Genomic DNA, 13158 nt, shown 5'->3' with positions numbered 1-13158 from the left:
CTCGCCGGGTGCGCGGGCCCCTGCGGCGCTGCCCGGGGGCGCTGCCCGGGGGCGCACCGGCATGCCGCGGGGCGGGCTCCGGTGGCTAGCGCAGGCCCGTGGGGCGGCGCAGGGCTCCCTGGATGAGGCGGTCGACCAGCTCGGGATAGCTGACCCCGGCCTCCTGCCACATCCGGGGGTACATCGAGATGGGGGTGAAGCCCGGCATGGTGTTGATCTCGTTGATGACGAACTCGCCGTCCTCGCACAGGAAGAAGTCGGCCCGCACCAGCCCCTCGCAGGAGGCGGCCTCGAAGGCCCGGACGGCCAGCTCCCGCACCCGCTCGGTCTCCTCCGCGCTGAGCGGGGCGGGGACGATGCCGGAGGCGGAGTCGATGTACTTGGCCTCGAAGTCGTAGAAGTCGTGGTTGCTGACCGGCGGGATCTCGGCCGGGACGCTGGCCCGCGGACCGTCCTCGAACTCCAGGACGCCGCATTCGATCTCGCGGCCGCGCAGCAGCGACTCCACGATGATCTTCGGATCGTGGCGCCGGGCGGTCTCCACGGCCTCGTCCAGTTCTCCCAGGCCGGCGACCTTGGTGATCCCCATGGACGAGCCGGCCCGCGCGGGCTTGACGAAGACCGGCCAGCCCTGTTCGGAGGCGAAGTCGACGATCTTCTTGCGCGCCGCGGCGGGGTCGCGCTCCCACTCCCGGGGCCGGACGGTGACGTAGGGGCCCACCGGCAGCCCGAAGGAGGCGAAGATCCGCTTCATGTAGTCCTTGTCCATGCCGACGGCGGAGGACAGCACGCCGGAGCCGACATAGGGCACCCCCGCCAGCTCCAGCATCCCCTGCAGGGTGCCGTCCTCGCCGTAGGGGCCGTGCAGGACCGGGAAGACGACGTCGATCTCGCCCAGGGCCTTGGGCACCTGGCCGGGTTCGGTGTGGACGACCTCCCGGCTGCCGGGCGAGACCGGCAACAGCACGGCGCCGGTGTCCGAGTCCGCGACCCGCTCCACGGTGGGCAGCTCGCGGCCCTCGAGGGCCATCCGGGCCGGGTCGTCTGCCGCCAGGGCCCAGCGGCCGTCCGCGGTGATGCCGATGGGCAGCACCTCGTACTTGTCGCGGTCGATGGCGTCGAGCACAGCGCCGGCCGTGAGGACGGAGATCTGGTGCTCTGAGTTGCGTCCGCCGAAGACGACGGCGACTCGGGGCTTGGGGGCGGGGCTCTGGCTGCTCATCGCTGGGACTTTACCGCGTCGTACCCCCGGCGCCGAGGCGGCGGCCCCTCGTGGCGCCGGGTGCCGGACGTGCCCGCGCGGGACCGTCGCGGTGCGGTCAGCTCCGCTCGGCCTTGGCACTGCGGGACATCAGTTCCTTGAGCGCCACGTGCGGGGGCTTGCCCTCGTGGACGATCTCCACCACCGTCTCGGTGATCGGCATCTCCACCCCGTGCCGTCGGGCGAGGTCCAGCACCGACTGGCAGGACTTGACGCCCTCCGCGGTCTGCTCGGTGACCGCGATGGTCTCCTGGAGGGTCATGCCGCGGCCGAGGTTGGTGCCGAAGGTGTGGTTGCGCGACAGCGGCGAGGAGCAGGTGGCCACCAGATCGCCCATGCCCGCCAGGCCGGCGAAGGTGTGCGCCTCCGCACCCATCGCCAGGCCGAGCCGGGTGGTCTCGGCCAGGCCCCGGGTGATCAGCGACGCCTTGGAGTTGTCCCCCAGGCCCATCCCGTCGGCGATGCCCACGGCCAGTGCGATGACGTTCTTGACGGCCCCGCCGAGCTCGCAGCCGACCACGTCGGTGCTGGTGTAGGGCCGGAAGTACGGGGTGTGGCAGGCGCTCTGCAGGGCCCGCGCCGCCTCCTCGTCCGCGCAGGCGGCGACGGCGGCCGCCGGCTGCCGGGCGGCGATCTCCCGGGCGAGGTTCGGACCGGTGAGCACGGCGACCCGCTCGGCGGGGACGCCGGCGACCTCCTGGACGACCTCGCTCATCCGCTTGGCGGTGCCGAGTTCGACACCCTTCATCAGGGAGACGAGCACCGTGCCGGGGTGCAGCAGCTCCCGCCAGGACTCCAGGTTGGAGCGGAGCGTCTGGGCGGGGACGGAGAGGACGGTGAACTCCGCGTCCCGGGCGGCCTCGGCGGGGTCGGTGGTGGCCCGCACCCCGGCGGGGAGTTCCGTCCCGGGGTGGTACCCGGGGTTGCGGCGCGTGGTGTTGATCGCCTCGACGACCTCGGCCCGGCGGCCCCACAGGGTCACCTCGACCCCGGCGTCGGCGAGCACCATCGCGAAGGCGGTCCCCCAGGAGCCGGTGCCGAACACGGCGGCCTTCCTCCGGCGTTCCTGCTGCCGCCCCTCGTGCCGGCTCACGCGTTCGTCTCTCCCTCTGCCGCCTCGGCCGCGGCCGGTGCCCCACCGGCCGGTTCGTGCTGTCCGTCCGCGGTGCGCGCCTCCTGCCGGTCCTCCCGGACGGCGCGCTGCTCCCGCCTGCGGGCCGCTGCCTTGCGCATGTCGTACCGCTCCGCGGGCGCGGGCTCGCCGCGGACGACGGCGAGCTGCTCGCTGACGGCGTCCATCATGACGTCGGTGACCTCGCGGAGCACCTCGGCGGTGGGCTCCCGGTCGTAGAACGCCGAGAGGTCCAGCGGCGGGCCCGCCTGCACGGTGAGCGTCTTGCGGGGGAAGAGCCGCAGCTTCTTCTCCCTGGCGTACGGCGGCATCGCGAGGTTGGCACCCCACTGTGCGACCGGGACGACAGGTGCCCTGGTCAGCAGCGCGACCCGGGCGGCACCGGTCTTGCCGGCCATCGGCCACATCTCCGGGTCACGGGTGAGGGTGCCCTCGGGGTAGAAGGCGACGCACTCGCCCTTCTCGATGGCCTCCACGGCGGCCCGGAAGGCACCCACCGCGTCCGCCGACTCCCGGTAGACCGGAATCTGTCCGGTTCCGCGCATCACGGCGCCCACGAAGCCGCCCTTGAACAGGCCCACCTTGGCCAGGAACCGGGGGACCCGGCCGGTGTTGTACTGGTAATGCGCGTAGGAGAGCGGGTCGAGATACGAGTTGTGGTTGACGACGGTGATGAAGCCGCCGTCCTGCGGAATGTGCTCCATTCCGCGCCAGTCCCGTTTGAAGAGCAGGATGAGCGGCGGTTTCGCCAGGACCGCGGCCAGGCGGTACCAGAAGCCGATCTTCCTGGGTTTGCCGTCACTCCCCGGCACTGCGCGCCCCCTTCGGCCCGGCCTCTCCGGCAGGTGGTCGCGGGGTTGCTCCCGGCGCGGACACGGTTTGGCGGGACACCCGGACACCATCTCCTTAGGGGGCTCCTTGTGGGGCCCTTCCTCTGGGGGCACATCGACAACCGCACAAGTGTCGCCGCGGACTGCCTCGCTGTCGAGCACACTGTCCGTGCCCGACCGCAGGGCACACGGTAACCCCGCCCCCCCTCGGACCGCTCGGGCAGCAGGTGAGAATGGGGTCGATGAAGCCACATGTGACGCCCGTGACGTGGACTCTCGTGGTGCCGCTGAAGCCTCTCCCCCGGGCCAAGAGCCGGCTGGCGGGCGTCCCGGACGGCCCGGCGCTGCCCGCCCTCGCGCTGGCGTTCGCGCAGGACACGGTCACGGCAGCGCTCGCCTGCCGGGTCGTGAGCGGTGTGGTGGTTGTCACGGACGATCCGCTGGCCACCGGCGAACTGCGCGCCCTGGGCGCCGGCACGGTGCCGGACCCGCCGGGCGGAGGGCTCAACGCCGCGCTCGCGCACGGAGCGTCCGCCGCCCGCGCAGCGGACCCCGGCGCCGCCGTCGCCGCGCTCAACGCCGACCTGCCGGCACTGCGGCCCGCGGAATTGGAGCGGGCCCTGAATACGGCGGCCGGATTTCCGCGCGCTTTTCTTCCCGACGCCGCGGAAATCGGCACCACGCTGCTGACCGCTCTTCCCCGGACCCCGCTTTCCCCGGCTTTCGGCGGCCTCTCCCGGGCGCGGCACCGTGCTTCGGGGGCGGCGGAGCTGCCGGTGACGGGGGTGCCCAGTGTGCGGCAGGACGTGGACACGCCCGCGGACCTGGCCGCGGCGCACGCCCTGGGGGTGGGCGGTTTCACCGCGGCGCTGCTCGCCGGACCCGTCCCGGACCCGGGCCGCTAGGCTGCGGGTATGCAGGCCACGGCGTACACCTACGATCCGGCGTCCCGGTCCGGCAGTGTGCTGCTGGACGACGGCACACCGCTCCCCTTCGAGGCCCCCGCGTTCGACGCGGGCGGGCTGCTGCTGCTCCGCCCCGGCCAGCGGGTGCGGATCGAGACCGAGGGCGAGGGCGACGCACGCCGCATCACCGTGGTGACCCTGCAGACCCTGTAGCGGGCGCTCCCCGGCGCCGGCCCGGCGGGGGATGCCCTCAATGCCCGCGGAGAGCACACGGGGCGCCGCGGCCCGCTCGCGCGGCCTCTGCACCGCTGCGGGCGCTGTCGGCTGTGCCGTGGGCGGTGCTGCAGGTGGTGCTGCCGGTGGTGCTGCCGGTGGTGCTGCCGGTGGTGAGGGACATGCCTCGGAGTGCGCACGCCCGTCGCGCCGGGAGCGGTCGCTGTCCGGTCGCCCCGTCAGCCGCTGACGGGGTCTGGGGCCCGGCGCCGTGTGTCGTGGCTCCAGGGTCGTCGGACGGGCCGTGGGGCCACGGGCCGTGAACCCAGAGCCCGTGGACCGGAGCCGAGAGGGCGGGGGCCCGGAGACCGGCAGACCGGGAGCCGGAGCCGGGAACCGCCAGGCCGATGGCGTGCAGGCGACAGGCCGGAGCCGGTAGCGGAGCGGACAGACCAGGGAGCCGGGGCCGGGGCCGGGGCCGGGGCCGGGGCCGGGAACAGGCCGACCAGGGGCGGCGGCCGTATGTCACGGGGCCGGGAGCCCGCAGGCGGGGGCCAGGGGCCGGGAACCCACAGCCCGTGGCCAGGGACCGGGAACCGGCCGGCCGGGGGCGACAGGCAGCGGACGCGCCGCGGGCCGGGCTCCCCCGAGGGAGCCCGGCCCGGCGCTGGCGTCGCGGCGCACGGCCGCGTGGTCCGCTCGCCGCTGGTGGCGTGCGCCGCCGGCGGGAGGGATCGTTTCCCCCGCTCAACCGCGGGGGGCGAGTCGCGTACGGACGAACCGCGGTACGCGGCTCACCGCCGACGCGAGGTGGTCTTCTTGGCCGTGGTCTTGCGGGCGGCGGTCTTGCGCGCGGGGGCCTTCTTGGCCGTGCTCTTGCGCGCCGGGGCCTTCTTGGCCGTGGTGGCCTTGGCCGGTGCCTTCTTGGCGGTGGTCTTCTTGGCCGCGGCGGTCTTCGCCGGTGCCTTCTTCGCCGCCGTCTTCTTGGCCGTGGCCTTCTTCGCCGGTGCCGCCTTCTTCGCCGGCGTGGCCTTCTTGGCCGTGGTCTTCTTCGCCGCCGCCTTCTTGGCACCCGCCTTCTTGGCCGTGGCCTTCTTGGTGGCCGTGCCACCGGAGAGGCTGCCCTTGGGGGCCTTCTTGACCGCGACGTCGTTCTTGGGGAGCTTCTTCGCGCCGCTCACCAGGTCCTTGAATCCGGCACCGGCGCGGAAGCGCGGCACGGAGGTCTTCTTCACCCGCACCCGTTCGCCGGTCTGCGGGTTGCGGGCGTACCGGGCCGGGCGGTCGACCTTCTCGAAAGAGCCGAAGCCGGTGACCGAAACTCGCTCACCGGCGACGACCGCACGAACGATCGCGTCCAGGACTACATCGACCGCGTCCGCGGCCTGCTGGCGTCCACCGAGGTCATCTTGGATAGCTTCAACGAGCTGCGCCTTGTTCACGTCTTCCCCTTCGGAGACATTGCCGGAACGAATGTGTTCAGCTTTTTCGCACGCTAGGCAGATATATACCGCAAATCAAACACGAAACGGGCGAATCACCCTTGTGCCGCAACGAACTCGCCCGTCACGGAGTTCCGTCCGTGCGTACGTCCCCTGCCGCGGCGCTGAACCGCCCCTCGCCGATGTCGGCCATCAGGCGCTCCAGACGCCGTTCGGCACCGGCGAGATCGTGCTTGGAAGCCGCGGTGATCACGAGCAGCTTCCGGGCCAGCGGCACCCGTGCGCTCTGCGGGATGTGCGGGGAGCACACCCGCGAGTGCGCCTCCTTCAGTCGGGCGGCGAGTCGGTCGTAGAGCTCCAGTTGACCGTCGCGTTCCATGCGGTGATTGTGCCATTGGGGGTGAGTTGTCGCTTCCAGCGGGTCAGCGTGCGGCGGGGACGTAACAGGTGTGGGCCCCAACTCCGCCGGGAAGGGGCTGTGTTGGCACCTCTCGGCGGAACGTGCGGGCGAGTCGCGAACAGCACTCTTTCGTAGTGCGACAGGAGCCTGCGTCAAGACTAATTCACGTCATTCGTCAGCGCACGTGTGTGCGCACACGTGGCGCAGGGCGGTGGCGGCGCGCCGAGGGAGCCGCACCTCCCGGCCGGGCGGCCGGTGCCCCTCCCGCCGTACACCCGCGGCGCCCCCGCCGCGCCCCCGCCGCACAACAGAAACGCGCCCCCGCCAGATGCGGCGGGGGCGCGGAGAGCGCTTTTTGAGGGGTGCTCAGCCCTGCGGCGCCGGACAGGGCGCGGGCAGGTCAGGCAGCCGTCGTGCGCGGTTTGAAGGCGGCCCGGGAGCTCTCGAACTCCGCGATGGCCTCCTCGTTCTTCAGGGTGAGGCTGATGTCGTCCAGCCCCTCCAGCAGGCGCCAGCGGGCGTTCTCGTCCAGTTCGAAGTCCGCGTCGACGCCGGGCGCCAGCACCTTGCGCCGGACCAGGTCGACGGTCACCTCGGTGGCCGGGTCGGCCTCGGCCAGTCGCCACAGCTCCTCCACCGTCTCCTGCGGCAGCACCACCGTGAGCAGGCCGTTCTTGAGCGAGTTGCCCCGGAAGATGTCGGCGAACCGGGAGGAGACGACGGCCTTGAAGCCGTAGTTCTGCAGCGCCCAGACGGCGTGCTCCCGGGAGGAGCCGGTGCCGAAGTCGGGGCCGGCGACGAGCACCGTGCCCCCCTGGTGGGCGGACTGGTTGAGGACGAACTCCGGGTCCTTGCGCCATGCCTCGAAGAGACCGTCCTCGAAGCCGTCGCGGGTGACCTTCTTGAGCCAGTGGGCCGGGATGATCTGGTCGGTGTCGACGTTGCTGCGGCGCAGCGGGACGGCCCGGCCGGTGTGTGTGGTGAAGGCTTCCATCAGTGCTTCTCCCTTGAGCTTCCCGGACCGTCAGACCGCGGCCGGCTCGCGTACATCGGCCAGGTCGGCGGGCGAGGCCAGGTGGCCCAGTACCGCCGTCGCCGCCGCCACCTGGGGTGAGACCAGATGGGTGCGTCCGCCCTTGCCCTGGCGGCCCTCGAAGTTGCGGTTCGAGGTGGAGGCGGCGCGCTCACCGGGCTGGAGCTGGTCGGGGTTCATCCCCAGGCACATCGAGCAGCCCGCGTGCCGCCACTCGGCCCCGGCGGCGGTGAACACCGCGTCCAGCCCCTCCTCGACGGCCTGCAGGGCGACCCGTACGGAGCCGGGCACGACCAGCATCCGGACGCCGTCGGCCACCGTGCGCCCCTGCAGCACCGAGGCGGCCGAACGCAGGTCCTCGATCCGGCCGTTGGTGCACGAGCCGACGAAGACGGTGTCGACGGCGACCTCGCGCAGCGGCTGCCCGGCGCGCAGTCCCATGTAGTCCAGGGCCTTCTCCGCGGCGTACCGCTCGCTGGCGTCCTCGAAGGAGGCCGGGTCCGGCACCGCGTGCGACAGCGGCGCGCCCTGTCCGGGATTGGTGCCCCAGGTGACGAACGGCGCGAGTTCGGACGCCTCGATGACCACCTCGTGGTCGAAGGCCGCGTCCTGGTCGGTGTGCAGCGTCTTCCAGTAGGCGACCGCCTCGTCCCAGTCCGCGCCGCGGGGGGCGTGCTCGCGGCCTTGGACGTAGGCGAAGGTGGTCTCGTCCGGGGCGATCATCCCGGCTCGGGCGCCCGCCTCGATGGACATGTTGCAGATGGTCATGCGGGCTTCCATCGACAGCTTCTCGATGGCCTCGCCGCGGTACTCGATCACGTACCCCTGCCCGCCACCGGTGCCGATCCTGGCGATCACGGCCAGGATCAGGTCCTTGGCGGTGACGTCCTCGGGCAGCTCGCCGTTCACGGTGACCGCCATGGTGCGGAACGGCGCCATGGGCAGCGTCTGGGTCGCGAGCACGTGCTCGACCTGGGAGGTGCCGATGCCGAAGGCGAGCGCGCCGAACGCGCCGTGCGTCGAGGTGTGGCTGTCCCCGCAGACCACCGTCGTGCCGGGCTGGGTCAGGCCGAGCTGCGGCCCGACCACGTGCACGACACCCTGTTCGACGTCGCCCAGCGGGTGCAGCCGCACGCCGAAGTCGGCGCAGTTCTTCCGCAGCGTCTCCAACTGGACCCGGGAGACCGGGTCGGCGATCGGCTTGTCGATGTCGAGGGTGGGGGTGTTGTGGTCCTCGGTCGCGATGGTCAGATCCGTCCGCCGCACGGCACGGCCCGCCTTGCGGAGCCCGTCGAACGCCTGCGGGCTGGTCACCTCGTGGAGCAGGTGCAGATCGATGAAGAGAAGGTCCGGCTCGCCTTCCGCGCGCCTGACGACATGGTCGTCCCAGACCTTCTCCGCGAGTGTGCGTCCCATCGCATTCCCTTCGGTCGGCAGCGCCGCCGACCACATGTCGAGATCAGTACCTCCCCCGGCCTGCGGCCGGGGGACCCCCGCGCAGCGGCGGCCCGTCCTTCAAGATTGGCGGTTCGCCGGGAAAATTGAACTTGCGTTTCACAGTTTGAGACGTGAGTATCGACGCATGGACAACTCTAGCGGCGTCGGCGTTCTCGACAAGGCAGCTCTGGTACTGAGCGCTCTGGAGTCCGGTCCGGCCACCCTCGCCGGGCTGGTCTCCGCGACCGGTCTCGCGCGCCCCACGGCGCACCGGCTCGCGGTGGCTCTCGAGCACCACCGCATGGTGGCCCGCGACATGCAGGGCCGGTTCATCCTCGGTCCCCGGCTGGGCGAGCTGGCCGCGGCGGCGGGCGAGGACCGGCTTCTGGCGGCGGCGGGCCCGGTGCTCACCCACCTGCGCGATGTGACCGGCGAGAGCGCGCAGCTCTACCGCCGCCAGGGCGACATGCGCATCTGCGTGGCCGCGGCGGAGCGCCTCTCCGGGCTGCGGGACACCGTGCCGGTCGGCTCCACCCTGCCCATGAAGGCGGGCTCGGCCGCGCAGATCCTGATGGCCTGGGAGGAGCCCGAGCGGCTGCACCGCGGACTGCAGGGCGCCCGCTTCACCGCCACCGCGCTGTCCGGGGTGCGGCGCCGGGGCTGGGCGCAGTCGATCGGCGAGCGGGAGCCGGGGGTGGCGTCCGTCTCGGCGCCCGTGCGCGGCCCCTCGAACCGGGTGGTGGCCGCGGTCTCCGTCTCCGGGCCCATCGAGCGGCTCACCCGCCACCCGGGCCGGATGCATGCCCAGGCCATCGTGGACGCGGCGACCCGGCTCAGCGAGTCGCTGCGGCGGCCGGGCGGGATCTGATCCGCCGGGACGCCGCGGGGCGCCCCGGTCCACCGCGCCGCCCGCGGTCTCCGGCGGATCAGGCTCCGCCGGAGGCGGCCGACAGCCGCTGAGCGGCGCGGTCCCGCTGTCGTCCGACGGGCGCGCTTCCGCGGGCGGCCGCCGGCCCGCAGGGCGGCATGGCGGCATGGCGGCATGGCGGCATGGCGGCGTAGACGCTCTCGTGCACCCCGGCGGACACGGCGTACGTCGCGTGCCGGCTCCCGGCCGCACCCCTGCCGTCCTGGGCCCGGCGGCCGAAGGCGGCACAGGGGAGCCGGTGCGTAGGCCCGGCGTCGGCGGCGCAGGCGGCGGCTTCTCCGTCGACTCCCCGTACTGGATCACCGCGTACTCGCGCGGATCGCTGGTGACGGCCCTGCTCGCGAGCAGTCCGGCCGCCGGGTCGGGGGCCGGGAGCGGACCGGATACGGCACGACGAAGGCCCCGCACCGTGAGGTGCGGGGCCTTCGTGATCGAGTACCCCCGACCGGATTCGAACCGGCGCTACCGCCTTGAGAGGGCGGCGTGCTAGGCCGCTACACAACGGGGGCCCTATCTGTGATCCCACCCGGGTCTGCCGACTCCGGACGGAATCCGTACCCCCGACCGGATTCGAACCGGCGCTACCGCCTTGAGAGGGCGGCGTGCTAGGCCGCTACACAACGGGGGCCTCGATCTCGCAGAACATGAACGCTTCCGAACAGAACGCGGATCTTGCTGGGCTACCAGGACTCGAACCTAGACTAACTGAACCAGAATCAGTCGTGCTGCCAATTACACCATAGCCCACCGAAACGCAACCCCCCGGGGGGATTTTGTCTGGGTGGCCGCCGTGCGGTTCCGGCCTTTTCGGCCTGCCCCGTTCGGCGACAGACAGAACATTACCTGATCGAGGACGGTGCTCCAAAACGAGTTCCCGGCGCCCGCTCCGGTGCACCGTCCCCACCTCGGCTGCTACGAACCGAGCTTGGCCAGGGCCGCGTCGATGCGCTCCAGGGTGCGGTCCTTGCCGAGCACCTGGAGGGACTCGAAGAGCGGCAGGCCGACGGTACGGCCGGTGACGGCCACCCGCACCGGCGCCTGGGCCTTGCCCAGTTTCAGCCCGTGCTCCTCCCCCGCGGCCAGGACGGCCTCCTTGAGCGACTCGGCGGACCGCCAGTCGGCGGTGTCCAGCCGGGCGCGGGCCGTGCGCAGCAGGTCGGCCGAGCCCTCCTTCATCGCCTTCTGCCAGGACTTCTCGTCCTCGACCGGCTTCTCCAGGAAGAGGAAGTCGACGTTGTCGGTGATGTCCGAGAGGACCGTCAGCCGGGTCTGGGCCAACGGCGCCAGCTCCTCGAACGCCTGCCGGGAGAAGTCCGCCTCGTCCCAGGGCGCGTAGGGGGCCTTCAGCCACGGCTCGCAGGCCGCGACGAAGTCCTTCAGCGCCATCTCCCGCAGGTGCGTGGCGTTGATGGCCTCGCACTTCTTCAGGTCGAAGCGCGCCGGATTGGCGTTGACGTCCCGGATGTCGAAGGCGGCGACCATCTCCTCCATCGAGAAGACGTCCCGGTCCTCGGAGATCGACCAGCCGAGGAGGGAGAGGTAGTTGAGCAGGCCCTCGCGCAGGAAACCGCGCTCGCGGTAGAGGTTGAGGGAGGACTGCGGGTCACGCTTGGAGAGCTTCTTGTTGCCCTCGCCCATCACGTACGGCAGGTGCCCGAACTCCGGGATGCGCCGGGCGACGCCCAGCTCCGTCAGGGCCCGGTAGAGCGCGATCTGCCGCGGCGTGGAGGAGAGCAGGTCCTCGCCGCGCAGCACGTGCGTGATGTCCATCAGGGCGTCGTCGACCGGGTTGACCAGCGTGTACAGCGGAGCGCCGTTGGCGCGCAGGATGCCGTAGTCGGTGACGTTCTCCGGCTGGAAGGTGATCTCGCCGCGGACCAGGTCGGTGAAGGTGATCGGCTCGTCCGGCATCCGGAAACGGACGACGTGGCTGCGCCCCTCGGCCTCGTAGTCGGCGATCTGCTCGCCGGTCAGCTCGCGGCAGCGGCCGTCGTAGCCGGAGGGGCGGCCCTCCTTGCGGGCCTGCTCGCGGCGCTGGTCGAGCTCCTCCGCCGTGCAGTAGCACGGGTAGGCGTAGCCGCCCTCCAGCAGCTTGCGCGCGATGTCCGCGTAGCTGTCCGTCCGCTGGGACTGCCGGTAGGGGCCGTGCGGGCCGCCGACCTCCGGGCCCTCGTCCCAGTCGAGGCCCAGCCAGCGCATCGCGTCCAGGAGCTGCTCGTAGGACTCCTCGGAGTCCCGCGCGGCGTCGGTGTCCTCGATCCGGAAGACCAGGGTGCCGCCGGTGTGCCGGGCGTACGCCCAATTGAACAGGGCGGTACGGACCAGACCCACGTGGGGGTTACCGGTCGGGGAGGGACAGAAACGTACGCGGACGTCCGTGTCCGCGGTCGCGTTAGTCACGCTTGATCACCTTATTGGTGAGAGTGCCGATTCCTTCGATGGTGACGGCGACCTCGTCGCCGACGTTCACGGGGCCGACCCCCGCGGGGGTGCCGGTGAGGATGACATCGCCCGGCAGCAGAGTCATGGCCTGGGTGATGTGGACGATCAGGTCCTCCACGGGCCTGATCATCTCGCTGGTGCGGCCCAACTGGCGCTGCTCGCCGTTGACGGTGCACATGATGCCGACGTCGGCGGCGTCCAGCTCGGTCTCCGTCCAGGGGCCCAGTGGGCAGGAGCCGTCGAAGCCCTTGGCACGGGCCCACTGGTTCTCCGTGCGCTGCACGTCACGCGCGGTGATGTCGTTGGCGCAGGTGTAGCCGAGGATGACGTCCTTGGCGCGCTCGCGCGGCACGTCCTTGCACAGCCGGCCGATGACCACCGCCAGCTCCGCCTCGTGGTGCACCTCGTTCGAGAAGGACGGGTAGCCGATGGGGTCGTTCGGGCCGATCACCGACGTGGACGGCTTGAGGAAGGTGACCGGGACCTCGGGGACCTCGTTGCCGAGTTCCTTCGCGTGCTCGGCGTAGTTCCTGCCGACCGCGACCACCTTGTTGGGCAGGGTCGGCGGCAGGATCCGGACCTTGCTCAGGGGCAGCTTCTGGCCCGTGCGCTCGAACTCGGCGAAGGGGTGGCCCTTGATGATGTCCAGGACGGGGCCCTCCGGGCTGGAGGGCTCGCCCTCGACGACGCCGAACCCTACGGTTCCGTCCAGGGAGAATCTTGCGATGCGCACAGGGGTCCTTCGCTGCGGGGCCGATGGCTGAGACCCCCAGCGTATTCCACCGGTCGCAGGGCCCGGGGACGGGTTCTCCCGGCTCCCGGCCGCCCCCGGCTCCGCCCCGCGGAGCCGTCGACGCCCGGCGCGGGAGGGCTCCGCCGGACCGGCCGGCCCGCGGGACGCAGCCGCGTCCCGCCGGACGGATGCCCGCCGCGGAGCGCGGTGCTCAGCGCAGGCGCGCCATCAGGGCGTGCTCCACCAGGGTGATCAGCGCGCTCTTGGCGTCCGCGCGGTGCCGCGCGTCGGTGGTGATGATGGGCGCGTCGGGGCCGATCTGGAGGGCTTCGCGGACCTCTTCGGGTGCGTAGGGCTGATGCCCGTCGAACCCGTTGAGCGCGATCACGAACGGCAGCCCGC

General features: G+C 72.1%; 12 protein-coding genes, 3 tRNA genes and 1 pseudogene. 3 read left to right on the top strand and 13 right to left on the bottom strand.

The features are described from left to right. Positions 1 to 85: 85 nt before the first annotated feature. From BMX65_RS24245 to BMX65_RS24235, 3 genes are all read right to left on the bottom strand, one after another. Complete coding sequence (locus BMX65_RS24245) at positions 86 to 1222, bottom strand: D-alanine--D-alanine ligase family protein (RefSeq protein ID WP_075002482.1); 1137 nt, start codon at positions 1220 to 1222, stop codon at positions 86 to 88. Positions 1223 to 1319: 97 nt separating this feature from the next. After that, positions 1320 to 2354 (bottom strand): NAD(P)H-dependent glycerol-3-phosphate dehydrogenase, encoded by a 1035-nt coding sequence (locus BMX65_RS24240; protein ID WP_075002481.1) that lies wholly within the window; start codon positions 2352 to 2354, stop codon positions 1320 to 1322. Further along, positions 2351 to 3205: a lysophospholipid acyltransferase family protein gene (locus BMX65_RS24235; protein WP_075002480.1), complete on the bottom strand. Its 855-nt coding sequence runs from the start codon at positions 3203 to 3205 to the stop codon at positions 2351 to 2353. Before BMX65_RS24235 ends, BMX65_RS24240 begins: the two co-directional genes overlap by 4 nt. Positions 3206 to 3456: 251 nt before the next feature. Between BMX65_RS24235 and cofC the strand changes: the two genes are divergently transcribed. Together cofC and BMX65_RS24225 are read left to right on the top strand one after the other, a co-directional pair. After that, complete coding sequence (gene cofC / locus BMX65_RS24230) at positions 3457 to 4128, top strand: 2-phospho-L-lactate guanylyltransferase (protein ID WP_177214340.1); 672 nt, start codon at positions 3457 to 3459, stop codon at positions 4126 to 4128. A 9-nt stretch (positions 4129 to 4137) separates the two neighbouring features. After that, positions 4138 to 4341, top strand: a complete 204-nt coding sequence (locus BMX65_RS24225) for a hypothetical protein (protein ID WP_075002479.1) — start codon at positions 4138 to 4140, stop codon at positions 4339 to 4341. Between the two features lie 794 nt (positions 4342 to 5135). Here BMX65_RS24225 and BMX65_RS24220 read toward each other — a convergent pair. The 4 genes from BMX65_RS24220 to leuC form a co-directional block, all read right to left on the bottom strand. Beyond that, positions 5136 to 5783, bottom strand: coding sequence for an HU family DNA-binding protein (locus tag BMX65_RS24220; RefSeq protein ID WP_075002478.1), 648 nt, complete (start codon positions 5781 to 5783; stop codon positions 5136 to 5138). Positions 5784 to 5907: 124 nt separating this feature from the next. Then, on the bottom strand, positions 5908 to 6162 hold the full coding sequence (locus BMX65_RS24215; RefSeq protein ID WP_075002477.1) for an SCO5555 family protein: 255 nt from the start codon (positions 6160 to 6162) through the stop codon (positions 5908 to 5910). 421 nt (positions 6163 to 6583) lie between these two features. After that, a complete protein-coding gene (gene leuD, locus BMX65_RS24210; protein ID WP_075002476.1) occupies positions 6584 to 7177 on the bottom strand; it encodes a 3-isopropylmalate dehydratase small subunit in 594 nt (197 codons plus the stop codon). Positions 7178 to 7207: 30 nt separating this feature from the next. Continuing rightward, complete coding sequence (gene leuC, locus BMX65_RS24205; protein ID WP_075002475.1) at positions 7208 to 8632, bottom strand: 3-isopropylmalate dehydratase large subunit; 1425 nt, start codon at positions 8630 to 8632, stop codon at positions 7208 to 7210. 166 nt (positions 8633 to 8798) lie between these two features. Here leuC and ndgR point away from each other — a divergent pair, with 166 nt between their 5' ends. Then, complete coding sequence (gene ndgR / locus BMX65_RS24200) at positions 8799 to 9521, top strand: IclR family transcriptional regulator NdgR (RefSeq protein ID WP_075002474.1); 723 nt, start codon at positions 8799 to 8801, stop codon at positions 9519 to 9521. A gap of 496 nt (positions 9522 to 10017) precedes the next feature. Here the strand turns inward: ndgR and BMX65_RS24195 are convergent. From BMX65_RS24195 to BMX65_RS24170, 6 genes and pseudogenes are all read right to left on the bottom strand, one after another. After that, positions 10018 to 10090: transfer RNA gene (locus BMX65_RS24195), tRNA-Glu, on the bottom strand. 46 nt (positions 10091 to 10136) lie between these two features. Beyond that, positions 10137 to 10209: transfer RNA gene (locus BMX65_RS24190), tRNA-Glu, on the bottom strand. A gap of 47 nt (positions 10210 to 10256) precedes the next feature. Beyond that, positions 10257 to 10328, bottom strand: a tRNA-Gln gene (locus tag BMX65_RS24185). Positions 10329 to 10493: 165 nt separating this feature from the next. After that, on the bottom strand, positions 10494 to 11981 hold the full coding sequence (gene gltX / locus BMX65_RS24180) for a glutamate--tRNA ligase (protein ID WP_075002473.1): 1488 nt from the start codon (positions 11979 to 11981) through the stop codon (positions 10494 to 10496). Next, positions 11974 to 12756 (bottom strand): fumarylacetoacetate hydrolase family protein, encoded by a 783-nt coding sequence (locus BMX65_RS24175; RefSeq protein WP_075002472.1) that lies wholly within the window; start codon positions 12754 to 12756, stop codon positions 11974 to 11976. Before BMX65_RS24175 ends, gltX begins: the two co-directional genes overlap by 8 nt. 211 nt (positions 12757 to 12967) lie before the next feature. Next, positions 12968 to 13158: pseudogene (locus tag BMX65_RS24170) on the bottom strand (ATP-binding protein); the annotation flags it as partial.

This window comes from Streptomyces qinglanensis (assembly GCF_900111245.1).
Lineage (GTDB): Bacteria > Actinomycetota > Actinomycetes > Streptomycetales > Streptomycetaceae > Streptomyces > Streptomyces qinglanensis.
Note: the sequence above shows the minus strand (reverse complement) of the source record. Positions and strands in the feature narration are given on the sequence as shown.